Source organism: Sulfitobacter sp. IGS-18 (assembly GCF_059628195.1).
Genome location: NZ_CM184556.1, coordinates 614890 through 637784, shown reverse-complemented (window position 1 = coordinate 637784; position 22895 = coordinate 614890). Strand labels below are relative to the sequence as shown.

The 22895-nt window shown below is 60.5% G+C and carries 32 protein-coding genes and 1 tRNA gene; 14 read left to right on the top strand and 19 right to left on the bottom strand.

Going from position 1 to position 22895, the window contains the following annotated elements; translation table 11 throughout:
- Window positions 1-27: 27 nt before the first annotated feature.
- From ACWNZ3_RS03070 to ACWNZ3_RS03060, 3 genes are all read right to left on the bottom strand, one after another.
- Window positions 28-210 (bottom strand): hypothetical protein, encoded by a 183-nt coding sequence (locus ACWNZ3_RS03070; RefSeq protein ID WP_496901129.1) that lies wholly within the window; start codon window positions 208-210, stop codon window positions 28-30.
- Window positions 207-452: a hypothetical protein gene (locus ACWNZ3_RS03065; RefSeq protein WP_496901128.1), complete on the bottom strand. Its 246-nt coding sequence runs from the start codon at window positions 450-452 to the stop codon at window positions 207-209. Before ACWNZ3_RS03065 ends, ACWNZ3_RS03070 begins: the two co-directional genes overlap by 4 nt.
- Window positions 453-657: 205 nt before the next feature.
- Window positions 658-942: a hypothetical protein gene (locus tag ACWNZ3_RS03060; protein WP_496901127.1), complete on the bottom strand. Its 285-nt coding sequence runs from the start codon at window positions 940-942 to the stop codon at window positions 658-660.
- A 415-nt stretch (window positions 943-1357) separates the two neighbouring features.
- On the opposite strand from ACWNZ3_RS03060, the gene ACWNZ3_RS03055 reads away from it, so the two are divergent.
- The 5 genes from ACWNZ3_RS03055 to ACWNZ3_RS03035 all read left to right on the top strand — a co-directional run bounded on the left by ACWNZ3_RS03055 (window position 1358) and on the right by ACWNZ3_RS03035 (window position 3000).
- Window positions 1358-1729: a helix-turn-helix domain-containing protein gene (locus ACWNZ3_RS03055; protein ID WP_496901126.1), complete on the top strand. Its 372-nt coding sequence runs from the start codon at window positions 1358-1360 to the stop codon at window positions 1727-1729.
- A 112-nt stretch (window positions 1730-1841) separates the two neighbouring features.
- Window positions 1842-2177 carry a hypothetical protein gene (locus tag ACWNZ3_RS03050; RefSeq protein ID WP_496901125.1) on the top strand — a complete coding sequence of 112 codons (336 nt, stop codon included), beginning with the start codon at window positions 1842-1844 and terminating at the stop codon, window positions 2175-2177.
- 83 nt (window positions 2178-2260) lie between these two features.
- Complete coding sequence (locus ACWNZ3_RS03045) at window positions 2261-2488, top strand: hypothetical protein (protein WP_496901124.1); 228 nt, start codon at window positions 2261-2263, stop codon at window positions 2486-2488.
- Complete coding sequence (locus ACWNZ3_RS03040; RefSeq protein ID WP_496901123.1) at window positions 2485-2760, top strand: hypothetical protein; 276 nt, start codon at window positions 2485-2487, stop codon at window positions 2758-2760. Before ACWNZ3_RS03045 ends, ACWNZ3_RS03040 begins: the two co-directional genes overlap by 4 nt.
- 90 nt (window positions 2761-2850) lie before the next feature.
- Window positions 2851-3000 (top strand): hypothetical protein, encoded by a 150-nt coding sequence (locus tag ACWNZ3_RS03035; protein WP_496901122.1) that lies wholly within the window; start codon window positions 2851-2853, stop codon window positions 2998-3000.
- Between the two features lie 247 nt (window positions 3001-3247).
- On the opposite strand, the gene ACWNZ3_RS03030 is transcribed toward ACWNZ3_RS03035, so the two are convergent.
- Window positions 3248-3937, bottom strand: a complete 690-nt coding sequence (locus ACWNZ3_RS03030) for a DUF4145 domain-containing protein (RefSeq protein WP_269367440.1) — start codon at window positions 3935-3937, stop codon at window positions 3248-3250.
- Between the two features lie 11 nt (window positions 3938-3948).
- Between ACWNZ3_RS03030 and ACWNZ3_RS03025 the strand changes: the two genes are divergently transcribed.
- The 3 genes from ACWNZ3_RS03025 to ACWNZ3_RS03015 all read left to right on the top strand — a co-directional run bounded on the left by ACWNZ3_RS03025 (window position 3949) and on the right by ACWNZ3_RS03015 (window position 5494).
- Window positions 3949-4143, top strand: a complete 195-nt coding sequence (locus ACWNZ3_RS03025; RefSeq protein ID WP_496901121.1) for a hypothetical protein — start codon at window positions 3949-3951, stop codon at window positions 4141-4143.
- Between the two features lie 65 nt (window positions 4144-4208).
- Window positions 4209-4421: a hypothetical protein gene (locus tag ACWNZ3_RS03020; protein WP_269367438.1), complete on the top strand. Its 213-nt coding sequence runs from the start codon at window positions 4209-4211 to the stop codon at window positions 4419-4421.
- A complete protein-coding gene (locus ACWNZ3_RS03015) occupies window positions 4418-5494 on the top strand; it encodes a tyrosine-type recombinase/integrase (RefSeq protein ID WP_269367437.1) in 1077 nt (358 codons plus the stop codon). The genes ACWNZ3_RS03020 and ACWNZ3_RS03015 overlap by 4 nt, the downstream gene beginning before the upstream one ends.
- A gap of 32 nt (window positions 5495-5526) precedes the next feature.
- Here the strand turns inward: ACWNZ3_RS03015 and ACWNZ3_RS03010 are convergent.
- From ACWNZ3_RS03010 to ACWNZ3_RS03000, 3 genes are all read right to left on the bottom strand, one after another.
- Window positions 5527-5603 (bottom strand) — tRNA-Arg (locus ACWNZ3_RS03010).
- 89 nt (window positions 5604-5692) lie between these two features.
- Window positions 5693-6646 carry an MYG1 family protein gene (locus ACWNZ3_RS03005; RefSeq protein WP_496901120.1) on the bottom strand — a complete coding sequence of 318 codons (954 nt, stop codon included), beginning with the start codon at window positions 6644-6646 and terminating at the stop codon, window positions 5693-5695.
- Between the two features lie 150 nt (window positions 6647-6796).
- A complete protein-coding gene (locus ACWNZ3_RS03000) occupies window positions 6797-7108 on the bottom strand; it encodes an ETC complex I subunit (RefSeq protein ID WP_114272766.1) in 312 nt (103 codons plus the stop codon).
- A 144-nt stretch (window positions 7109-7252) separates the two neighbouring features.
- Between ACWNZ3_RS03000 and ACWNZ3_RS02995 the strand changes: the two genes are divergently transcribed.
- Window positions 7253-7537, top strand: coding sequence for an antifreeze protein (locus ACWNZ3_RS02995; RefSeq protein ID WP_274574091.1), 285 nt, complete (start codon window positions 7253-7255; stop codon window positions 7535-7537).
- A gap of 111 nt (window positions 7538-7648) precedes the next feature.
- The gene (gene uvrB / locus ACWNZ3_RS02990; RefSeq protein WP_274574090.1) at window positions 7649-9853 is read left to right on the top strand and encodes an excinuclease ABC subunit UvrB; all 2205 of its coding nucleotides are present in this window, start codon (window positions 7649-7651) and stop codon (window positions 9851-9853) included.
- A 155-nt stretch (window positions 9854-10008) separates the two neighbouring features.
- On the opposite strand, the gene ACWNZ3_RS02985 is transcribed toward uvrB, so the two are convergent.
- From ACWNZ3_RS02985 to ACWNZ3_RS02965, 5 genes are all read right to left on the bottom strand, one after another.
- Window positions 10009-10254, bottom strand: a complete 246-nt coding sequence (locus ACWNZ3_RS02985; RefSeq protein WP_269367432.1) for a DUF2442 domain-containing protein — start codon at window positions 10252-10254, stop codon at window positions 10009-10011.
- Window positions 10238-10570 (bottom strand): DUF4160 domain-containing protein, encoded by a 333-nt coding sequence (locus tag ACWNZ3_RS02980; protein WP_496901119.1) that lies wholly within the window; start codon window positions 10568-10570, stop codon window positions 10238-10240. Before ACWNZ3_RS02980 ends, ACWNZ3_RS02985 begins: the two co-directional genes overlap by 17 nt.
- A 50-nt stretch (window positions 10571-10620) precedes the next feature.
- Window positions 10621-10977 carry a PRC-barrel domain-containing protein gene (locus ACWNZ3_RS02975; RefSeq protein WP_269367430.1) on the bottom strand — a complete coding sequence of 119 codons (357 nt, stop codon included), beginning with the start codon at window positions 10975-10977 and terminating at the stop codon, window positions 10621-10623.
- Between the two features lie 117 nt (window positions 10978-11094).
- Entirely contained in the window at window positions 11095-11283 is a 189-nt protein-coding gene (locus tag ACWNZ3_RS02970; protein ID WP_269367429.1) for a DUF3008 family protein, read from the bottom strand.
- 73 nt (window positions 11284-11356) lie between these two features.
- Entirely contained in the window at window positions 11357-11905 is a 549-nt protein-coding gene (locus ACWNZ3_RS02965) for a hemerythrin domain-containing protein (protein ID WP_496901118.1), read from the bottom strand.
- A 106-nt stretch (window positions 11906-12011) separates the two neighbouring features.
- On the opposite strand from ACWNZ3_RS02965, the gene ACWNZ3_RS02960 reads away from it, so the two are divergent.
- Window positions 12012-12197 (top strand): PLDc N-terminal domain-containing protein, encoded by a 186-nt coding sequence (locus tag ACWNZ3_RS02960; RefSeq protein WP_114272772.1) that lies wholly within the window; start codon window positions 12012-12014, stop codon window positions 12195-12197.
- Window positions 12198-12326: 129 nt separating this feature from the next.
- Window positions 12327-12992, top strand: coding sequence for a hypothetical protein (locus tag ACWNZ3_RS02955; protein WP_496901117.1), 666 nt, complete (start codon window positions 12327-12329; stop codon window positions 12990-12992).
- A 44-nt stretch (window positions 12993-13036) separates the two neighbouring features.
- Here ACWNZ3_RS02955 and ACWNZ3_RS02950 read toward each other — a convergent pair whose 3' ends face one another.
- From ACWNZ3_RS02950 to ACWNZ3_RS02940, 3 genes are all read right to left on the bottom strand, one after another.
- Window positions 13037-15325: a glycosyl hydrolase family 28-related protein gene (locus tag ACWNZ3_RS02950; RefSeq protein WP_496901116.1), complete on the bottom strand. Its 2289-nt coding sequence runs from the start codon at window positions 15323-15325 to the stop codon at window positions 13037-13039.
- A 159-nt stretch (window positions 15326-15484) separates the two neighbouring features.
- Window positions 15485-15898 carry a DUF4864 domain-containing protein gene (locus ACWNZ3_RS02945; RefSeq protein ID WP_496901115.1) on the bottom strand — a complete coding sequence of 138 codons (414 nt, stop codon included), beginning with the start codon at window positions 15896-15898 and terminating at the stop codon, window positions 15485-15487.
- A gap of 165 nt (window positions 15899-16063) precedes the next feature.
- Window positions 16064-17644, bottom strand: coding sequence for a lysine--tRNA ligase (locus ACWNZ3_RS02940; RefSeq protein WP_274574079.1), 1581 nt, complete (start codon window positions 17642-17644; stop codon window positions 16064-16066).
- Between the two features lie 116 nt (window positions 17645-17760).
- Here ACWNZ3_RS02940 and ACWNZ3_RS02935 point away from each other — a divergent pair, with 116 nt between their 5' ends.
- The gene (locus ACWNZ3_RS02935; RefSeq protein ID WP_269367423.1) at window positions 17761-18183 is read left to right on the top strand and encodes a tellurite resistance TerB family protein; all 423 of its coding nucleotides are present in this window, start codon (window positions 17761-17763) and stop codon (window positions 18181-18183) included.
- A 7-nt stretch (window positions 18184-18190) separates the two neighbouring features.
- Here the strand turns inward: ACWNZ3_RS02935 and ACWNZ3_RS02930 are convergent, their stop codons facing one another.
- The 3 genes from ACWNZ3_RS02930 to dacB are packed head-to-tail and all read right to left on the bottom strand — an operon-like array spanning window position 18191 to window position 21326.
- Window positions 18191-19045 (bottom strand): GNAT family N-acetyltransferase, encoded by an 855-nt coding sequence (locus ACWNZ3_RS02930; protein WP_269367422.1) that lies wholly within the window; start codon window positions 19043-19045, stop codon window positions 18191-18193.
- Window positions 19038-19805 carry a polysaccharide deacetylase family protein gene (locus tag ACWNZ3_RS02925; RefSeq protein WP_496901114.1) on the bottom strand — a complete coding sequence of 256 codons (768 nt, stop codon included), beginning with the start codon at window positions 19803-19805 and terminating at the stop codon, window positions 19038-19040. The genes ACWNZ3_RS02930 and ACWNZ3_RS02925 overlap by 8 nt, the downstream gene beginning before the upstream one ends.
- 24 nt (window positions 19806-19829) lie before the next feature.
- A complete protein-coding gene (gene dacB / locus ACWNZ3_RS02920; RefSeq protein WP_496901113.1) occupies window positions 19830-21326 on the bottom strand; it encodes a D-alanyl-D-alanine carboxypeptidase/D-alanyl-D-alanine endopeptidase in 1497 nt (498 codons plus the stop codon).
- A gap of 86 nt (window positions 21327-21412) precedes the next feature.
- Between dacB and ACWNZ3_RS02915 the strand changes: the two genes are divergently transcribed.
- Complete coding sequence (locus tag ACWNZ3_RS02915; RefSeq protein WP_496901112.1) at window positions 21413-22237, top strand: DMT family transporter; 825 nt, start codon at window positions 21413-21415, stop codon at window positions 22235-22237.
- Here ACWNZ3_RS02915 and ACWNZ3_RS02910 read toward each other — a convergent pair.
- Complete coding sequence (locus tag ACWNZ3_RS02910) at window positions 22220-22819, bottom strand: nicotinate-nucleotide adenylyltransferase (protein WP_114277477.1); 600 nt, start codon at window positions 22817-22819, stop codon at window positions 22220-22222. The genes ACWNZ3_RS02915 and ACWNZ3_RS02910 overlap by 18 nt on opposite strands.
- Window positions 22820-22895 lie beyond the last annotated feature (76 nt).

Sequence of the window (22895 nt, the reverse complement as noted above, 5' to 3'; positions counted from 1 at the left end):
ACATCGCCTTTGTGAAATCCGGGGCCATCACCGATCCCCCCGCCATTCCTCGACCGCCTGGGCAACTTCTGCCACCGTGGCGGATTGATCGACCCGGCGCATTGCAATCATCCGCTGCGCGATGTTCTCGCTGGTCCAATCGAAGGGGTGTTCGCCCCAATTCTCCCAATTTTCCGTCAGGACTTCATGCACCTGGTCGCGAATGGTCATGACTTCACCCGCAGCTGATGCCAACGCGCCAGAACCTTGGCCGATGTCAGCCCCCATCCATCGGCAAGCGCCCGGATGTAGCGATACCGGCCTGCCGCCGCAACGATCTGTTCATCCCGCGAAGGCGTCCAATCCTGCGCCATGCCCTCACGGCACAAACGCGCCCTCTCAACTTGCGCCGCTTCCGCCGGTGGTATGGCGCAAAGCCGCCGGGCAACTTGGTGCTGGACTTCATCTTTCATGCCCGCCCCCCGTTCAAAGTTTGGAAAAATTTTTCCGACCGCCGGTTCCAGCGACGGGACCGACGATGCCACCGACGCGCGCGGCGTTCCGTGCGGCTGGCCTGCGCGATCAGCGCAGCCCGCGCACCCCATGCCGCGAACCACCGGCCTGCGATCCAGATGCAGACCCGGCCTGTCAGCCTGCGCGGTTCTTGACGCCGCCCGCTCATGCCGCGCGCCCCCGCACACCGTCGAGGGCCAGTTCGACACCCGCCAGAACCATCACCGCCGTGACATAGCTTAGCGCCGCGTCATTTTCGCAGCGCAGCCAGTTGACGATTTGCCGCTCCGACACATCAAGGACGGGCGCGCCGATCCGCGCAACCTCACGCTCAGAACCGCCGGGAAACGCCGCCCAGAGCAGGGAGGCGAACCAGCGCCGCGACAGGCTCTTGTGACGCCCGCCGGAAAAATCTGCCCGACGCGCATTTTGTGAAAGATTTTTCCGCATGTTCACTCCATCTTTGACCTGTGAGCGATCAGAGTTTTGAAGTGAGCAAGGGAAAGGACGGGGGGCTGCGGTCATGCTGTAGCCCCCCTTTTTTGGTAATCATCTGGTCGCTGCGCATTCCCGACTGCGACAATTGCCTTGAATTTGAACAGACGCAGGGGGCAACGGACGCCTTTCGCTGCGCAGAGCGTTTTGATCACCAAGAACCAACTAGCTGGAAAAGCGTTCGCGCTGATCGCATTGCTAATCGACTGCCTGCTGACACCTATAGCCCCGGCAAGGACATCTCGTCCGATGATTTCGCATATGTTGGAGGCTTCGTTCATACCCCCAGCGGTAATACATTTTTTATGTATGGTCTAGATACATTTATCAGAAATATACATTTTTCCTGTATCAGCACAAACTGCGGACCATGAACATCGCAGAAAAAGAGATGCTGACCCAACTAGGGGATATGGGTAAAAACGCCTGTTCTGTCCGCCTGCTGGCCGCCAGAATGAGCACTGGCATGACGCAATCGGAGGCATCCCAGCAATCAGGCGTCCCGACGAACTCCCTGAACAACATGGAACGCGGTAGACAGTTCCCTAACCGCGAGATCATGCGATTCTATTTCCGCGCCCACCGGATCGACTTCAATTTTCTGATGCACGGCGACTTTGCCCAGCTTCCGGCAGATGTTCAGGCGCAGATTTTCGACGCCTTGCCGTCCGCCAAACGTGCATTGGATCAAACAAAAAATTCAGATCAACCCGAAAGCAAGTTGCGACCCGCGCGGTCATAAAAATAAAGCTGGGTTTCAAATCTCGCATGCCACCCAGACTAGAACATTAAGAGAACAACTCAACAGAATTTTTTACCTATTCAAGAAATGCAACCGAAGGTTACTATCTGAAATGAAGACCTCCTACCGCGCCGCGCGCTTCAGCCTGGCACTGTTAGACTTCCTTACTTGGCTTGCACTTGTTGCTGCCATCCTAACCGCAATCTGGATGTTCCTAGCGGATCAGACGGGCCTTGCATTTGCCATTGCGGGCTGCGCCATTCTTTTCGCAATGTTTGAATTTGCATTAACCCAGTTTGCCCGCGCTCAAATCGACACTGCCGACAACACAGCCAACATTCTCGAAATCTTGCGCAAGAATGCCGAACGGACAGAACCCCCAATCGGAAATCAGAAGGTCACGGCACGCCATGAAACACGGCGCGAACCCTCACTAAGTAAGTACTGACTTACATATTTTGTGTATTTTTAGTTTGCGATTACATTTTTTGTGTATTATGTCTGCTGCATCCACATGCAGGAGCAGCAGTCATGCAGACAATCACCCGAAACAAATTCGCGCAGCACGTTGTCAGCAACCCTGAACAATTTTGCCGGATGCCTGCGGTGCTGGGCGCACAATGGGCAAAACTGAAAGAGGCGCGCGGTCAGAGGGTCAATTTCGGCCGCGTCGGCGATCCCGCCTACCAGATCGCTGACCCGGAAAATTTGCCACAACAGCCGCGCATTCTGCCGCCCCTGGGCGATGTGTCCGCATGACCGCCGCGACCACACCCTTTGCCGACCTGCCGCTGCCCCAGCAGGCAGGCATCCTGTGCAACGATCCGCAGTTCCAGAACTTCGCCGGGATGCGCTGCATGGGTCCGGGCGTGCAGCTTTGTGCATCAGCGTCGGCTGAATACCTGCGCAACATCTGCCAGGTGAAATCCCGCTGCGATCTGGAAACCGACGCCAACGCCGCAGCGCGCTTTGCCGCGCTGCGCACAGACTTCGACGCTTGGCGCGGGCGCATCGCCTGCCCTCGCAGATAGCAGTTACCTGCCGGGGTGCAACTGTCCGCGCCCCACACCTTGCCGGGGGCCACGCGCCCCCGGCCTTTTCCAACCGAAAGGATACGCGCCGTGATGGTCAACCTCATGCAAGACCTTTTGCGCCAGATATGGGAAGTCGCACCGCTGGTGACGTTCCTATTCGCAATCGCCGCAGGTTTTCGCAGATCGTCCTGGGCGATACTGCTGATGCTTGCCGCCATCTTCATGATGTTGCCATGAGCCTTGACGTCCTCTTGGCAACTGCAATCGTGGCACTGATGTGCCTGCTGCGGGACGGGGCGCAATGACCGCCGCCGAAAAGGAAATCCGCGCCCAGATCGCGGAACAGATCGCCGCAAGGTTCGGCAGCCTCGCGCCTTACAATTTGGTGCAGGATTTTGTCCGGCGTGGACCAGGGGGGAGGGGTGACACATGACTCACCCGAAAACCCGGTTCTTCTTGATACTGAAAACGCAAATAGACGGAATTAAGTCGTTTTTGCTTCAATCTCAAGCCTCAAGGTGAAAGCCACATGCAGAAATATCTTCATGAAATCGACTGCTGCATCGACATCAGAATTCGAGGCAACAAATTTGTGTGTCCCGGAATTTCTGAGAATTCTTATTTGATGAGCCCAGGCATGCATTGGTTCAGTAATGTGGCCATCATTTTTCAGCGCGTCAATCATCAGGTAGAGTTTTTTGCCGCCCGCGTTGAGGGCATTGCAAGCTATCTCAAGACATACGCCTATAGCAGCCGCGATGTTCGGAGGGGAAACCTTGGCATCGACCATCTTGAGGACATCCCCCCAGGATTCCGAAAGATCAGATGGCCAGTTTGCGTTCATCACATATGGTTCAATGTCAGGGTATTGCCTGATGTCTGTAAACACCATTTCGTTTTTGGCGCGCTTGCTACCAGGTTGTTTCGGAAAATGGTCCACAAAACCTACTTGGCTTTCGCGTTTGTACCAAAGCAGATTGGGAGCAAGGCACATTGGACAAAACGCTATAGCAGCCTGTCGCTTTTCGCCCTCTTTCATCCGAACACCGGTGACCGTTTGCTCTTCGCCAGAAGCCGGATCACGTATCACCGCACGGACAGCATCCTGCTGGGCTTGCAGGACAACATCGACGCATTGACGGCAATGGCCGCAATTAATTCTCATCACTTCCATTGGAGGACCCCATGCTAGCCAATCGTCAGATTGTTAATCGAATGAGTGAAATCTTCAACTCCCACGAAAGTGAACCAACCGCTCGTATAGATGCGGCCAAAGCGCTTTCGTTTGAATACGGCATGGAGCAAGCGTTTCTCGCCATCATTGAGTTGCATCTGATTTCGACATCGCGACTTAAGCATTTGGAGGCTGTTGAGGAATGAATCTATCTCTTTCGATACGCCATGCCGATGTCCTGCTGATACTGGCAAACAAGGACACCTAACCCATGCCCGCCGTCACGCCATCAAAAGCCCGGATCGAAACCGCTATTTCGGCGGCGCAGGCCATGGGCATCTGCATTTCGGAAGTGCGGATCGAACGTGACGGGACCTTGCGAATCCTTGCCTCAATGCAAAACGATGCCATAGCATCGCCGGACCCTGGTTCTGGCAAGGTGGTATCATGCGACGAATTGTTCAAAAAACGGGCGTCCGGTTGAAAAATCTTTGGCCAAAAGGGCACCACCCCAGCGGCAACGTCCGCTATTACTACCGGTTCAAGACCGGCGGCAAGGTAACGCGCTGGCCGTTACCGGATGCAGCCCCCGACAGCGCCATGTTCCTCAAGGCTCACGCTTCCTGCGTTGAACAGCACAAAGGCCACGCACCGCGCCAAAAGCCGATTGCAGGCACGATCAGCGCCGCCTGTCACGCCTATCTGGCATCTGACACCTTCATGGCACTTGCACCATCCACCCGTGATGCGTGGCGGCGGCAGGTCAGGGCGATCGAGGCAGACTATGGCACGGGCAGCCTGAACACCCTGCGCGCGCAGCACATCCGCCAAGACCTGTCCGACCGCGCGCCACACCCCGCCAACGCCAGGCTAAAGGCATGGCGGTCGCTGGGGCGGTTCTGGTTAGAGTCCGGGCTGATCGCAGATGACCCCGCCCTTGCCGTGCGCAAGCGCAAGACCCCGAAAAGCGACGGGTTCACGCCCTGGGGTCGCGATGACGTGGCCAAGTTCCGCGCGTTCTGGCCACACGACACACCTCAGCGGCTGGCCTTTGAACTGATGCACCGCAGCTGCGCCAGCATCAAGGATGCCTGCGGTCTGGGCCGGGGCATGGTTCGGGACGGGTGGCTGACCTACGCCAGAGGCAAAAGTGGGTCAGAGGCGGCAGTGCCATGGCAAGCGTCTGCGGCCCCACATTGGTTTGAATGGTCCGACCACCTCGATCGCTGCCTGCGCAACAGCCCCAGACACATGACGTGGATCATCACGGCGTCAGGTGCAACCAGGTCTCCCAAAGCGGCGGCGCAATGGTTTTCCGCAGCATGCCGAAAGGCCGGGCTGACGGGCCTTTCGGCCCATGGCATCCGCAAACACCGCGCTGCCGTGTTCAAGGAAAACGGCGCAACAGAGGAACAGCGGATGGCAATCCTCGGCCACGATTCTGCATCAGAGGCGACGCGATACAGCAAATCTGCCGATCTGAAAAAGATCATTACAGGAACGCAAGGTGACACCTCACCGGAACAAGGTGTCACCTTGGTTATTAAAAACAAATGAAATCAACATTTTGAAAGTCTGTTGAGACGGACTGGCGATCCCTGAAGGACTCGAACCCTCAACCTGCTGATTAGAAGTCAGCTGCTCTATCCAGTTGAGCTAAGGGACCGCTGCGCGGGGTTTTCCATCATCGGGGCCGGCTTGGCAAGCCTTCTGGCGCCCCTCTGTGTGATCTATTCCGCGACGGCCTCCACCGGCCTAGATCGCCTCGGCCGCCAGTTGGTCCGCCGCCTCGATCGCAAGGGCGGCCATGCGCAGCGCGCTGTCCCGGTCAGTCGCGACCGCAATGAACCGTCCTGCGTGGCAGAACCGGGCACCGGGCACGCCGCTGGCCTGTTGCAGGTCCTGATCGCTCAGCCCCGCCCAGGCCGCAGGCAGATCCGCACGCAGCGCGAAACTGTCGTCGCTCTTCCGGATCCCCGTGATCGCCCAGTCGGTGTCGCGCGGGTGCACCACAAACCACAGGTGATCCGCCCCCGCCTCCAGGATCGCGGCACGAAACGGCATGCCCATCGGCAGTTCCAGCACCCGCGCCTCGCCCGCGAGGGCAATGGCATCATGGACAATCGTGGCCGCGCGCAGCTTGGCCGCCTTTCCGGCAATCGCCGCCTCGACAAAAGCGCGGGCGATGGGCAAGGCGGCGGTAAAGGCATCGTCATCCGCCTGCGGACTGCGGTTGTCGAAGACCGGTTTCAGCGTTTCCAGCAGCACCGGCAGGGTCAAGCCGGCAAGCGGCCCCGCAACGCCGGGGTCCAGCGCCCCGTTGTCCATCAGATCGACGGGCAGCACAAAATCGCGCTCAAACCCCGCATGGACCGCCTCAATGTCGCTCTCCGGCACGGCAAGGGCACGCAGGTAATCGCGCCCGTAACTGGCCCAGATCAGGCCAAAGGAACTATAGGGCTGGCCATCCGCCCGCAGGGGGCCGGGCACCTGGTGATGGTCGAAAATGCCCGCGGCGGGGTCAAACTGCCGCCCCACATCATAGATGATCCTGTCGGGGGCCGGGGTGATCCAGCGCGCTTCCCGGCTGCGGACACGTTCAGCCTCCGGATACAGCCGGGTCAGAACAACCGAGGACAACAGCTCATCCGCGTGAAAGCCCCCCGAATGGGTGACCAGATACCGGATTGCCGCTTTGGGTAGGGTCATGGGTGCTGCGATCCCGGATCACTGGGTTTCAAAGTGGATCGGATGTGACCCTGCCAACATGCTGGTTTTCGCAATCCGGTCGCATCGCCGGTCATGTCCGGCCGATCTGGCAGATCATGGATGATCCGGCTGCCGGCCACAGGCCCGGCTTCAGTGGGTCCAGGCACCGCGGCGGCCGGTTGCAAAATTTTCCCCGTAGCCGCCGGGGCGGACATTCGGCTTGCGCTTGTGCGGTTCTTGCACCTGGGCGTCGATGCCGTGCTCGCGGGCGTATTCAACCGCCTCTTCACGCGTGTCAAAGCGCAGTTTCACCTGCGCCTGCGTGTCGGACGAAGAGGTCCATCCCATCAGCGGATCAACTTCGCGTGCCTCTGATGGTGCAAATTCCAGAAACCACATCCGTGTCTTTGCCGTGCCTGATGACATGGCCGTGCGGGCGGGCTGATAGATGCGTGCGCGCATGAGACGCTCCTTGGTCTGTGTTGCGATCCTGTATCGGCCATTCGCAGGTCTGGGGCAAGGCCTTCGTCGGGATAATGCGGAATGCCCCTTACAAATGCTGCGCCGCAGCATTATCTTGGTATCAGTTTTCGAAAGGAGCTTTCGATGTACCCTGTAAATCTGATTTCGCTGACAACCAATGCCGTCCTGCTGGCGTTGGAGGCGCAAACCGTCATGGCCCTGCGGCTGATGGCCATGGCCGGGCTGATCCCGCAAAAGGCGGGCGAAAACACCCGCATGGTCTCTGAAAAGCTGCCCGCCCTGAACAAGGCCAATGCCGCGGCAAGCAAGGCCATCATGGCAGGCAAAAGCCCCGATCAGGTGATATCCGCCGCAATGGTCCCGCTCAGCCGCAAGGTCAGGGCGAATCGGAAGCGCCTGATGAAATGACACGGGGTGTCGGGAATACTGCTGACATAAGCTGGCAGTTGCCCGCCATCCCCCCTTGATCCTGCCGCCAAAAACGACACCTATGGGGCTCCCCACCCGAGGACGCCACAGATGCCCTACGCCCAGACTGACAGCTCTGAAATCGCGCCGATTCTGTCCAACCCCGCGCCCGACGTGCGCAACCGCCCCAAGCTGGAGGGCGGAAGGCGGTTTCGCCTGCAAACGGAATTCGAGGCCGCAGGCGATCAGCCCACCGCCATCGCGGAACTGTCGCAGGGGGTGAAAGACGGCGAAAGGGACCAGGTCCTGCTGGGCGCCACCGGCACCGGCAAGACCTTTACCATGGCGAAAGTGATCGAAGAGACCCAGCGCCCCGCCATCATCCTGGCCCCGAACAAGACGCTGGCAGCCCAGCTTTACGGCGAATTCAAGGGATTTTTCCCGGACAATGCCGTCGAATACTTCGTTTCCTACTACGATTACTACCAGCCGGAGGCCTATGTCGCCCGGTCGGACACCTATATCGAGAAGGAGTCCCAGATCAACGAACAGATCGACCGGATGCGCCATTCGGCCACCCGGGCGCTGCTGGAACGCGACGATGTGATCATCGTGGCCTCGGTCTCCTGCATCTATGGCATCGGGTCGGTGGAAACCTATGGCGCGATGACACAGGACCTGAAAACAGGCTCCAGCTATGACCAGCGTCAGGTCATCGCCGACCTTGTCGCCCAGCAATACAAACGCAACGACGCCGCCTTTCAGCGCGGGTCGTTCCGGGTGCGCGGCGACAGCCTTGAAATTTTCCCCGCCCACCTGGATGATCGGGCCTGGCGGCTGTCCTTCTTTGGCGAGGAACTGGAAAGCATCACGGAATTCGACCCGCTGACCGGGGAAAAGACGGATACTTTCGACCAGATCCGCGTCTATGCCAACAGCCACTATGTGACGCCCAAGCCAACGATGTCCCAGGCCATCATCGGCATCAAGAAAGAGCTGCGCACGCGGCTCGACCAGCTGGTTGCGGATGGCAAGCTGCTGGAGGCGCAGCGGCTGGAGCAGCGCACGAACTTCGACCTTGAGATGCTGGAAGCCACCGGCGTCTGCAACGGCATCGAAAACTACTCGCGCTACCTCACCGGCCGCGCCCCGGGCGAGCCGCCCCCGACCCTGTTCGAATTCATCCCGGATCATGCCATTGTTTTCGCGGACGAAAGCCATGTGAGCGTGCCGCAGATCGGCGGCATGTACAAAGGCGACTACCGGCGCAAGTTCACCCTGGCCGAACACGGCTTCCGCCTGCCCTCCTGCATGGACAACCGCCCGCTGAAGTTCGAGGAATGGGATGCGATGCGCCCGCAATCCGTCTTTGTCTCTGCCACCCCCGCGGCCTGGGAGATTGAACAGGCCGGCGGCGTGTTCACCGAACAGATCATCCGCCCAACCGGCCTGATCGACCCGCAGATCGAAATCCGCCCCGTCGAAATGCAGGTGGACGACCTGCTGGACGAGGTGCGCAAGGTGGCCGCCGATGGCTACCGCACGCTTTGCACCACGCTGACCAAACGCATGGCCGAGGATCTGACCGAATACATGCACGAACAGGGCATCCGCGTGCGCTACATGCACTCCGACATCGACACGATCGAGCGGATCGAGATCCTGCGCGACCTGCGGCTGGGGGCCTTTGACGTGCTGATCGGGATCAACCTGCTGCGCGAGGGGCTGGACATTCCCGAATGCGGTCTGGTGGCGATCCTGGACGCCGACAAGGAAGGCTTCCTGCGCTCCGAAACCTCACTGATCCAGACCATCGGCCGCGCCGCGCGGAATGCCGAGGGGCGCGTCATCATGTATGCCGACCGCATCACCGGCAGCATGGAACGCGCCATGGGCGAAACCGAACGTCGCCGCGCCAAGCAACTGGCCTATAACGAAGAACATGGCATCACCCCGCAGACGGTCAAGAAAAACGTCGAGGATATTCTGGCCGGTCTCTACAAGGGCGATGTGGACATGAACCGTGTCACCGCCAAGGTGGACAAGGCCCATGGCGGCAACCTGCAGACCGTGCTGGAAGGGCTGCGCACCGACATGCGCAAGGCGGCCGAGAACCTGGAGTTCGAAGAAGCCGCCCGCCTGCGCGACGAGGTCAAGCGGCTGGAGGCGGTCGATCTGGCCATCGCCGACGACCCCATGGCGCGGCAATACGCGGTGGAGAAAGCCGTCGGCGACGCGCAAAAAGCCTCAGGCCGCAGCACCGGCGGCCGCGGCGGCATGCGCGGCGGGAAAAGCCGGTATGGGGGGAAGCGTTGAGGTGACGGGTGCGCAGCGGAGCACGGCTTCAACCTTTGAAGCGAAAACGCTCGGGCTCAGTCTGGAATTTGAGGTTCTCTATGGCTTCGATGACGCCAGCACGAATGCGCGAGCCAAGCCAGAACCCTAAAAGAAGTTCGCTTGTTACTTTAGCTCTAAGCCACCTTTCCAACGCCCGACAAATCCCCGCGACCCGCCAGCAGCCCCTCCACAGAAATATCTTCGTCCAGCGACTCCCAATGCAGTCCGAATGGGCTGATCTTTACAGCGTCACGCTCTGCTTTCGTTGCCCCCAACAAACGTGGAAACCAAGCCAAGGGCACACCAATCACGCGACCATCCGACAGGGCAACCCACATCTGATCATCGTCGAAATGCACCTTTTCAGCCGAAATGGTCATACCATGCTCCACTAATGTCTTCCTGCCGTTCTACCACGATTTGCACCAGTTTGCGCAGGGTTTTTGAATTTAGTCCTGCACTTCTCGCGAGTTCGACCTCCGCTCCGACCCAAAACTTGGCTTCACCATCCGCGCTCACCGCATGAACATGCACTGGTTCACGCGGGTCTCCCTCATTTGAATAGAAAAAGAAGCGGAACCCGCCCTGTCGAAAGATCGTCGGCATAATACGAACTATGTCAGAAATCACGAACAGGACCAGAGCTTTACAACGCCCACCGCCCTCGACCACGTTTTCTGCAAAAAAAATCAACAAAAAGGCGGGCCATCCAGCCCGCCTTCCGCATTCAACCGCCTGTCAGGCAATCACATCCAGTAATACGGCACGCCGTAATGATCGAACGTCCGCCGTTCCCAGGCGCGGTCGCTTTGCCAGCCCTCGGGGCGCTCGGGCGCGCCTTTCAGCGTGTCGGCGTCGATGTCGGTCACATAGCCCCCGCGGGAGGGGTCATAACGCAGGGCGTTCCACGGGATCGGGTGATGGTCTTCGCCCATCCCCAGAAACCCGCCAAAACCCATGACCGCATAGGCCACATTGCCGGATTTCTTGTCGATCATCAGATGATCAATATGGCCGATCTCGTCACCCTTCGTGCCGAAAACCACCGTGCCGTTCACATCACTGGAAGAAACCAGAGATGCAGTCGAAGACATGTCATTCATAACGTGTTCCTTTCTTGAGTGCGTGTCTGACGGGAAAACGCCCCTGGCGATCTTCGGTTCCGCAGCCTGCTGGCCACTGGCGGATAACAGCGCAGGCGCAGGACCGATTGATCCTGATCAATCGTCGTCCACCTTTTCAGGCAGGCCGTCGTGGTCGGTACTGGCATAATCCTCCAGTTCCGCCTCGGTCATGGTCTCATACATCTCTTTCGACGCGCCCTGCAGGTCGGACACCCTGGTCTCGCCACGTTTGGCAGAGAGGGCGGCACCGGCGGCGCGCTGCTGGGCTTTGGATCGGGCAGGCATGGCTGTTCCTTTCGGTTGAGGTCGGGTTACCGCTCAACTCAGGTGGCCGCAGCGATGTTCCGCAGATCCCGTCTTATCCGCTGAACCCTGTTTCCAGCACCACCGGCACAACGATCTCTTCCTCGTCGGTCAGATGGCGGTTCAACAAGGTCGTGAACCCGTTCAGACGATCCAGAAACGGCCCGATCTCGCCGCCTTGCAGCACGGCATTGGCCCCATCGGCCATCCCGTGCAGCAAACCGTCCATCGCCTCATGATCCGTCTCCAACAGCTCAAAGCCGCGTTCCAGACGTCCATCCAGCGTGATCAACTGCGGAAAATAATGCTGATCCTCGATCTGGTGGTGCCCGTGAAGCTGGTTCAGCAGCATCCCGCCATATTGCGACAGCCGCGGCGCATATGTGGCAAAATCGACGCGGCCATCGGCCAGCGCCTGCGCGTCGCTCTGCAACAGCTCGGTCAATTGCCGAAACATGGCATGCCGTTCCATCCAGAAGCGGATCATCTCGCCAAAGTTGGCATGCGCCTCCCAATTTGCTCGCGGATAGGCTTCGGCCAGAACCCGCAGGGCATCCGGCAGGCCATCGCGCCGGTCAAGCGCCAGTTTGGGGTCAGAGATCATCCGCATTCCATAGCGATTACAATGCGCTGCCGCAAGCTGCGGAACTTTTTCCGATCACGTGGAGTTTATCCAGCAATACGCAATATGTGATTCAAGGAGACACCCAATGGAATATGGCCTCTTCGGACTGATCGTCCTGATCGCCGATATCTACGCAATTTATCAGGTGCTGACATCAACCGCGTCAACGCTTGCGAAAATCATCTGGACCGTCGTCATTCTGGTGCTGCCGGTGCTTGGCTTCATCGCCTGGCTCATCCTCGGCCCCCGCGGCAGCCGCGCGACGATCTGAACCCCAGACATTTACGGATCAGCCCGGAACCTTGTTCCGGGCTTTTTCGTCGCCCAGCCTTTTGCACATGGCCAGGGCCGGTAATCATTTTTTAATTTGCATTAACCAAGATCATCGCAGGAGTATGCGATGCCTGTCCTGGTTCTTGTCCTGATCTTTCTCTGCCTGTCCGGCCCTGCACAGGCAGGGGCCTGGATGAGAGAGAAGGGCACCAGCTTCGTTTCATCCACCTTCACCCTGAACAAATCGCTCGATCAAAGCAGCGGAACCTACATCGAATACGGATGGCATGACGACCTGACCATCGGTGCCGACCTCAGTTTTGCCAACAGCCATCTCGGCCTGCAGTCCGGTGCGGTCACGCTTTTCCTGCGGCGCCCGCTGAGCCGACCAGACGCGACGCACAAATGGGCCTATGAAGTCGGGGCAGGCACCGCCTGGGTTCAGGATCTGATGTTGCCCCACGTCAAGCTGGGGCTGTCCTGGGGCCGAAGCTTTCAGATCGGGCAGAACTACGGATGGATGGGTGTGGACAGCGCGCTTTACTGGGACGTCACCTCCGGTCGGCGCGCGGCAAAACTGGATGGCACTCTGGGATATAATTTCAGCCAGGTGACATCGGGCATGTTGCAGGTCTACCTGGCCCGGATTGATCAGCAGACCTATGGCACCTTCGCCCCTTCGATCCTCATCAAGCCGAAGAACCGCAACTTCCGAATCCAGATCGGCACCGAAACCCCGTTTGACATTCTGTCCTCTACATCAATCAAGCTGGGGTTATGGCGCGAATTCTGATGGCAGGCCCCCGCCGCCCTCTCAGACGGGGCCTGCCGGTGCATTCAGCGACTGTCCATGCGGACCGTCACCTGCACCCGCCCGCGCAGCGCGGTCGACCAGTTCAGCCGTATCTGGTCGCGGTTCCCGCCAATCGCCACATCGGCATAGGGTGTTTCCCACTGGCGCACATTGTTGTCATTGCGCAGGGCCCCCTGCGGCAACACGCTTTCCACCTTCAACGCCTCGCCTCCGAAAGGCAGGTATCCGGACATATCAATGGTCCAGATGTCAGATGCCGTATTCTGAAAAAATTCGACCTTGGCCGGGCTTTCGACCTGATGGGTCACCGCGTGAAACGAATTCTCGGTAAACACCACGTTCTTGCACCTTGAAAGGTCGAGATCCGCAAAGGTGGTATCGACCCGCTCTGCCCTGTCGATGGTGCCGTTCAGGCTGCGGAACCGGTTGCCCGTGATCGACACACCACTCAGGAAATGCCCCGCTCCATGCGGCTTGACCACGATATAGCTGAACCAGGGGGCCACCTCACCCGACAGAAAGATATTGTCGGTGACGCTGAGCGCACTGAACGAATATTCAGAATTGAAGTCCGGCGCCGGGTCCTGCTCATTGGTCCATTCGAGAAAGCAATTGTCCACATAATTGCCCGAGAAAATCGAACTGACATGGGTATTGGCAAGGATGATGCCCGCCGAGCGGACCCCGTTGTTCACCTCGTCACCCTGGAAAAAATGATTTCCCGTGATGATGCTGTTGGCCCCGCCCAGCAGGCCGAAATGGCGCAGACGCGTGGCGCGGTTGTCGCGCAGCTTCACATCATTGGCATTGGCGTTGAACCCGATGGTCGTGCGCTGCGACACCGGAATCGCATCTTCCGCCGACAGGAACTGGCAGCGGTCGATCAGCATGCCCTGACAACCTCCGCCGATAGAGGTGATCCCCCGGTCTGCCGGTCGCGTGATGAAGCAATCGCGCAGGTGAAACGCCGTGCCCGACAGGGCCAGCATGATCGCAGAGGACCGGTTGTTGCACTGGAACTCGATGTCGGCCAGCACGAACTTGCTCAGAAGGCTGAAGCCGCTGAAATCCAGCATGTACTGGAACTTGCGAAAGGTGAAGTTCTGCGTGCCGGAGGCATCGTAAAGCGGCGCGTTCAGCTCGATCTGCCCGGTCGCCACGTTCTTGGACCGCACATAAATCTCGCGGCCCACCCCGTTTCCCTCCACCAGGGCACCGACAGGGATATTGGCAATGTTGGTGACATTGGTCAGCCGTTTGTTGTTGCTCGTGCTGTAGGTGGCCTGCGAGGTCACAACTTCCGTGTCCCAGGCACTGCCGCTTGCCGCCTCCAACTGGCCATTCCGGATCACCCGGCGCGTCGCATAGGAATTCTGCCCCGGCACCGCCGCCTGCATGTCAATCGGCCCGGTGATGGTCACCTTGCGCCCGCCCAGATCCAGCGTCTCGTGATCCGCATTGTTCAGCAACGCCTGAAAGGCCTTGCGAAAGGCCAGTTCCTCGTCCTCGAAGGCTTCGATGTAATTCGGCAGGTCGAAATTGCGGCGCAGCACCAGAACGGCACTGGTCGGCATGCTCAGCTTGCCCTCGAATTTCACATTGCTGTCAATCGTCACGCTGGAATTCAGCCGGTAGGTCCCGGCCGGCACAAAGACCGTGCGCCCGTTGGCCGCCGCATTGGCCGCATCGAATGCGGCGCTGTCATCGGTTGTGCCGTCACCGATCGCGCCGAAATCCACCACATCCACCTGGCTCAGCATGTTGCGCAGGAAAACCGATGTCACATCCTCGATCTCGATGTCATCGACCCGGACGATCCCGCCGTTCGCGCCCACCAGGTCAATCCCGAAATGGCCGTAAACCGGCTCTGTCCCCCAGACCAGATCGACCCCGCCGCGATCGCCCGCCCCCACGATGGCCGACACCTCGACAACCTCACCATAGCTCGTCAGCGTGACATAGGGAGAAAATCCCGCGACATTGTTCACAAGCGTCCCGTTCGCGCGGGCCGCATATCCGGCGATGCGCACCGACGGCAGATTGCCACTGATCGCCTTCACCCTTGCCCTGATCTGCAGATAGCACCCCGGCAGCAACGGGGTCTCGCCCATGTAACGCAGCTTCTGCGTGTTCTGCGTCTTCAGCAGCTCCAGCGCCCCCCCGAAATCCTGATCCGCAGGTACAAAAGCCCCATTGGCCGAGCCTTCGTAAGTGTCCGAACCCGGCGTCCCATCGCCGCTTGACCAGACATCCAGACCTTGCGCAAACGGGGTCGGCATCAGCACCACGCCATCGGTAATCGCCTTGTTCATCAAATATCCCTTTCTCCGGCAGCGCCACGGCACCCAAACCGCCAGCACCCCGTCTGGTTGACCTCAGACCCGGCGATTGCCGACCCGTGGACAGGGAAATATCAATGAAATCTTAAGCAGCGCTGAGACCGGCGCACGGTCTTGGCGCAACGCCCGCTGTCAGGCCGTCGCCCCCGGCGCATCCAGGATCTGCACGGCACCGATGCGCCAGCCCAGATCCGTCTCTTCCATCTTGTAATCCAGGATATGGGTGAACCCCTTGGCATCGGTGATCTGCACCTTCTGCCACATCGACCCGCCCCGCTTGCGCAGCTCCAGATAGCGCACTTCGGCAGGGCGCCAGACCATCGGATAGCCCTGCGTCACCATGCGCTGGAAATTCTGCGGTGACTGGAACAATTGCTGCAAACTCGGCGTGGCATAGGTAAATGCCGTCGCGAAATCATCCGCCTTGAAGGCTTCGAACTGACTGTTGATCGTGCCCTCGATCTCGGTGGATTGCGCGGCGGCCCCGGTGACGGACATCACCGCCAGCATCAACGCCCCGAGCATCCTCAAAAACCCTGTCCGCATGACCTCTCTCCTGTTGGCTGTGTGACTAGAGCGCCCGGCCTTTAACCTTCATCATCCTGTGACTCGAATGTCCCGAGAGCGCCGCAGGCGCGGCAGGGTATTCGTGTCTCAAGTCTAAGGTCGGGTGCTCATATGGCAAGTCACGGCGCCAACAGTGCAAGAGTTTCAGCCCGCTGTCAGCTTGCCCGCCAGCGCCGCGTCGATCAGATCGGCCGTTTCCGTCACACCGTAAAGCGCGATGAACCCGCCGAAACGCGGCCCCTGCGACGCCCCCAGCAAGACCTCATAAAGCGCCGTAAACCAGTCGCGCAGCGGCTCGAACCGCTCTTTCCCGACGGCAAAGACCATGCTCTGAAGCGCCTCGGCATCCAGCCCGCCGTCCCAGGACCTCAGGTTGTCGCGCAGCTCTTCCAGGGCCTCGCGCTCCAGGTCGGTCGGGGTGCGGAACACCTTGTGCGGCTTTACGAAGTCATTGAAATACCGCACCGCCTGGCCTGCCGCCGCATCCATGCCGGGGTTCTTCTCCGGCGAGGCATCGGGCGCATAGCGCTGGATAAAGCCCCACAACTGCCCCTTGTCCTCGGCCGAGGACACGGACGCGAGGTTCAACAGCATGGAGAACGGCACAACCATATCCGACTTGGGCACATCGCCCCCGTGGATGTGCCAGACCGGGTTGTTCGCCCGTCCCGCGGCGTCCTGCGTCTCATAGGCACGCAACTGCTGGTGATATTCATCCACTGCCTTCGGGATCACATCGAAATGCATCCGCTTGGCGGTCTTGGGCTTGAGAAACATGAAATACGCGAGCGATTCCGTGCTCGCATAGGTCAGCCACTGGTCAATCGAGATACCATTGCCGGAGGATTTGGAAATCTTCTGGCCATTCTCGTCCAGGAACAGCTCATAGCTGAAATGCTCCGGCTTCCTGCCGCCCAGGATCTCGCAAATCCGGTCATAGATCGCGGTATTGGTGGCATGTTCCTTGCCGTACATCTCGAAATCCACGTCCAGCGCCGCCCAGCGCGCGCCGAAGTCGGGTTTCCACTGCAATTTCACGTTCCCGCCGGTAACCGGCAGGGTCATTTCCTCGCCCTCTTCGGTATCAAAGGTGATCGTGCCATCCTTGGCATTCACCTCGCGGATCGGCACATACAACACCCGCCCCGTCTCCGGGTGGATCGGCAGGAAGATCGAATAGGTCTGACGCCGCTCTTCGCGCAGCGATTTCAGCATCACCGCCATGATCTCGTCGTACCGTTCCGCCGCGCGCAGCAGAATCGCGTCGAACTGGCCCGATTGATAGAACTCCCGCGCCGAATAGAACTCGTATTCGAACCCGAAAGTATCCAGGAACCGCCGCAGCATGGCGTTGTTGTGATGGCCAAAACTCTCATACGTACCGAAAGGATCCGGCACCGATGTCAGCGGCTTGTGCATATGCTCGGCCAGCATCTCCTGCTGCGGCACATTGCCCGGCACCTTGCGCATCCCGTCCAGATCGTCGGAAAAACAGATCAGCTTGGTCGGAATGTCCGAAATCTCTTCAAAGGCGCGCTTGATCATCGTGGTCCGCAGCACCTCGCCAAAGGTCCCGATATGCGGCAGGCCAGAGGGGCCATAGCCCGTCTCGAACAGCACAAAACCCTTTTCCGGCGGCTTGTTCTGATACCGTTTGAGCACCCGACGCGCTTCTTCAAAGGGCCAGGCCTTGCTGCTCATCGCGGCGTCACGCATATCAGACATCACATTTTCCATCATTGGCACCCGAGCGCCCAATGCGCGCAGGTCAGGCCGCTTCCTATTGCGCCGGGCGGACCGGGTCAATAATCTGTACCCAACACAGCATCAAAGGAAGTTCAATGCCTGACGATCCCTCCCTGTCGCTCAGCGCGCAGGACAGTCTTGTCGCGATGATGGTCGCCGTTTCCGCGTCTGACGAGCACATCAGAACCACCGAACTGATGAAGATCCAGTCTTCGGTCAACATGCTGCCGATCTTTGCGGGCTATGACAACGACCGGCTCAGCACCATCAGCAAGACCGTGTTCGACCTCTTCGAACAGGAAGACGGGCTCGACGCGCTCTTCGGCCTGATCCGCGAGGCGCTGCCGGAACGCCTGTATGAGACCGCCTATGCGCTGGCCTGCGACGTCGCCGCCGCCGATGGCAAGCTCGAAGAAGCCGAACTGCGTCTGCTCGAAGAAATCCGTTACGAGCTGAACATCGACCGTCTGCATGCCGCCGCCATCGAACGCGGCGCGCGCGCGCGTCACCTCAGCTGACGGCGCTTTAGTGGATCTTGATGTTCAGCAACACGCATTCGGAATAAAGCATGTCGATCTCGGAGGGGTGCAGCAGCCCCTTCTGACAGAACCTCGGCGTGGCAAAGGCGCGTACATCGTCCGGTTCGATCCCCTCTGCCGCGAACCTGCGGTCCAGTGACAGGATCGCCTCCCGTTCGGGCAGGACAGACGCCGCGATCTGCCTGGCATGCCGCGCAAACAGTGGCTGATCAGCCAGATACATGATCTCATGCGTGACATATTCATCGTGCTTCTTCTGCGGATAGACCACCATCACACACAACCCGTCCGGCGTTTCCACCGCCAGATGCCGCAGGCGCAGACCCTGATGATCGCCGATGATCCGCCTGTCCTTCGCCGTCAGCCTGTCGCCCAGCGCCAGCGGATCCTCATGCACCCTGAACTTCGGCAGTTCTGACGGCAGCCAGACCAGCCGCTCGCTGTCCAGCACCTCCAGCCCCGCACGCTCCAGCACGCTGACCGCCGCCTTGGCGCTGGAAAAATTGGTGACCGTAACCTCAGGATCAGAGGTGGCAAGCGCCATCATCTTGCCGCCAACCCCCTGCCCCCGCAGGTCTTTCAACACATACCATGACGTCATGTCCGCCGTGGTCCGCACCCCTTCCGCCGTGATCCGCTCGGCATAGACCAACCCCAGAACCCCCATCAGCCGCCCGTTATCGCGCACCGTGATGGCATAGCGCCCCTCCGGTCCGCACCAACGCCCGGCCACCAGCCGGCGCCAGCCGTCAATGTCCCACTTGGCCTTCACAAAGACCGCGTTCATGAACTGCGCAACTTCCTCGCGCTCCGACGGCACGGCATAGGCAATCTCAACCAAGGTGGGCTCCTTTCAGGACCTGAGGCAGCGCGATCCAGCGGGTCGCATCCCGGAATGTCAGCCGCTCCAGCAAGGCGGCGCTGAAATCCCAGGTTGGTTCATCTGTCTGCAGATGATGGGTGACAAAGCCTGTCGGCTCATCCTTTTCGGCCACGCCCAGACGGCGCTGACGCAGGTGCCGCACCGCCTGCTCCAGTGTCTTTTCCGTACCGGCAAAACGCGCGCCCTCTTTCCAGCGGATCGGGTCGATATGGCCGTTGAAATGCGGCAGCCCCACAGGATTCTCCGGCCGCCGGTCAAAGATCGACACGGCGTGATAGCCCAGACGCGGCAGGACCATCAGCGTCTTCTCCGCAATCCGGTTCCAGGGCGGGACAAAGACGGGCAGAAGGTTGGGCAATCCCGCCGCCACCATACGCTGCCAGCCAAGCGTCAGATCCGCCTCCTGCAAGGCGATGTCACGATTCACCCCGACCTCAGAGGCGCGCGCGCCCTTGGGCTCGTGGTTCTTGTGCGAAAACCCGTGCTGCAACGCATAAACCAGCGGTGACGCCCCAAGGCGCGGCGCGAGGCCGGGATCAATCGCATGGGGCACCACAGCCAGATGCAAGGGGGCCGAAAACCGCTCTGCCAGCGCAATCAGCCGCTCCAGATCGGCGGTCGGCGCTTCGGTATCGTCATCCCGCCACCAGAAGGTGGGTATTTCGCCAGCCGCGCGCCACAGGCGCAGCTCTTCGTCCAGATCGGCCCAGCTTGCCATGGAAATCTCCTTCTGCCCCATGGGTCAGCTGCCGTAGAGCGCACCCCAGCGTTCGATCAGCGCCTGTTGCACGCGCTTTGCACGGCTGTTCCAGCCCTGCGCACCGGGCGGTCTTTCGCGCTCCTCGCGGCTGATCTTGGCGCGCTCCCCGGGGTTGGCTGCAAAAATGGCAAAGGCCATCACGGTGCCATCCGTCGCCGTCAGATATCCCGCCAGCCCGGATACGAAATTCAGCGTTCCGGTCTTGGCATCCACCGCAATCGGATGATCCTTCATCGGGCGTCCCTTGGCATCGCGCATGCCAAAAGGTTTCAGGATCGGGCGCAGCCCGCTGTCCCGCACCTTGACCAGGGCCCGCGCCATATCCAGCGCCGTGACGGTGCTGTCATCTCCCAGGCCGGAATGATCCACCAGCTTGGGTGCCGTCATGCCCAGTTCCGCCACCGCCCAGCGGTTCATCGCGGCGGCAGAGGCGCGCAGGTTTGCCGCCGGTTCCCCGCGGGCCAGCGTCGCGGCCATGCCCACCATTTCCGCCGTCAGGTTGGTGGAATATTTCAACATCTCGCGCAGGATACCGCGCAACGGCCCGCTGCGCCGGGTCACCAGCGTTTCGACCTGCTCGGGCAAGGTATCAACAACCTCCGGCCGGTCCAGCTTGATGCCCTGCGACCGCGCCATGGTGGAAAGCACATCCCCCGCATAAAGCCCCGGCCTGCGCACGGGCAACCAGCGCGACCCGCCGTCGCCCAGTGCCCCGCGCGCCACGGTCCAGTGATCCGTGCCGCCGCGGTCTTCAAAGGTATAGACCGGCGCACTGCGGTCCTGCACCTGCATGGCCGCCATCGCCACCGCCGGACGATACTTGTCAGACCGCGCGTCCATGGTCACCGAATAGTTGCCGCTGGCCCGTTTCCATTCGAAATGCACCCGGTTGAAATTCAGCGCTATCCCCGACACCGCCGGGTTATAGCCCACATGATCGGGCTGCTCGGGGTCGATCTGGCGCATCACCGGCAGCGCGGCCTCATAGATCTTGAAACCGCCCTTGACCGCCCGCACCCCCGCGGCTTTCAGGTCAGCGGCCATATCGGCCAGCCCGTTGGTATCCAGCGTCGGATCGCCGCCGCCCACCAGCCACAGGTCGCCCTGCACCTCGCCATCCTTGATCCCACCGGTGGCGCAAAGACGGGTCTGAAACCGGTGATCAGGCCCCAAAGCCTCCAGCGCGTAAAGCGCCGTGATCGCCTTGGCGACGCTGGCAGGCGGGGTCCCTGCCTGTTCATTCCGACATTCCAGCCAGGCCCCGGTATCGGCCCGCGCCACGGCAAAGGCCACATCGCCGGTCAAATGCGCCTCGCGGATGATGGCTTCCACATCGGCCACCGCGCGTTTGTGGAAATCCTCCCCCCGCAGAACGGGACGCAGGGATGCGGTCGGCGGCTCGGCCAGGACGCCCCTGGGCATGGTGCCGAAGGCCGCAACCGAACCCAGAAATAACCGACGTGAAACAAGCTTGCCCATGCGCCCGGTTAAACCGCACCTCGCGGTCTTCCACAAGCAGTCTCATTTCACATTTTACAGACCGTGAATGCGTGCTAGCAGGCCTGATGCAAAGTGCCGTTCTGATCATGTTTGTTGCCATGTCCCTGATCCCCGGCGGGGACAGCGCCGGTAAGCTGCTTACCAGCGGTCTGGGCGTTTCTCCGCTGTTCGTCGCATGGTCCCGCTTTGCCCTGGGCACCATGATCCTGCTGCCCTTTCTGCCACGCGGCAGCGATGCGCTGCTGCGCAACTGGCGCATCTGGGCACGTGCAGCCGTTCTCGCCATGGGCATCTCCTGCATCCAGATGGCGTTGCAGACGGTCGACATCGCCACCGTCTTTGCCGCCTTCTTTGTCGGGCCGCTGGTCAGCTATGTTCTGGCGGTGATTTTCCTGCGTGAAGCCGTCACACCGCTGCGCAGCGCCCTGACCGTGCTGGGGTTTATCGGCGTGCTGCTGGTGGTCCGCCCCGGTCCGGACGGAGAGCTGGACGTGCTCTGGGCGGTGGCCGCCGGCACCTGCTACGGCACTTTCCTGACCATGTCGCGCTGGTTGTCCGGGCTGGGCAGCCCGATGGCGCTGACCTTTACCCAGCTTGTAATCGCAGGCCTTCTGCTGATGCCGCTCGGGCTGCTCAACCTGCCGACGATGACCCTGCCCATCGCCGGGCTGACCCTGGCTTCGGCCCTGTTCTCCATGCTGGGCAACCTGCTGCTGCTCTTTGCCTACCGTATCGCCCCCGCCACGCGGCTGGCGCCGCTGGTCTATTTCCAGCTGATCGCGGCTGTCCTTCTGGGCTGGATCATCTTCGGTGACCTGCCCGATACCTTCACCTGGGCCGGGCTGGCCCTGATCATCGGCGCCGGACTGGCCTCAACCCGCCTGCGCTGACCAGCCGCCCCGCGCCCGGATCGCCGTCGAGGAAGCATCGTTCATCGGCACGTTGATGAAACACCAGGCCGGCGCATCGGCCAGCCCCAGCAGATGGCTGAAACGCCCCGGAATCCGGTAGGGCGCATAAAGCCCCGCCGCCCGGCTCATCCGCGCCGAAATGCGTTGGCCGGGGCGGGCCAGAACGCCAATCGGCACGGTCTCCATGATCCCGCGCCAATCCTGCCACTGATGCAGCTGCGCCATGTTGTCCGCACCCATCAGCCAGACAAAGCGCACATTCGGATAAAGCCTGCGCAACCTGGCCAGCGTCTGTGCCGTATAGCGCGTGCCAAGCTGGCTCTCGATATCGGTGATCTCGACGCGGGGGTGGCGCATGACCTCGCGGGCGCGGTCCATCCGCTTGTCCAGCGGCTCCGGCCCCCGGGTCTTCAGCGGGTTGCCGGGGCTGACCAGCCACCAGACCCGATCCAGACCAAACCGCTTGAGCGCCTCGGTGGTGATATGGGCATGGCCCGCATGGGCCGGGTCGAACGACCCGCCCAACAGGCCGATCACCTGACCGGCTGCGGCATATGGCATTCTATGGCGCAACAAAATCGGCCCCCGAATTTCTTCAGGGGCCGAAAGGAAGGGCTTTGCGCCCCATTGTCAATGC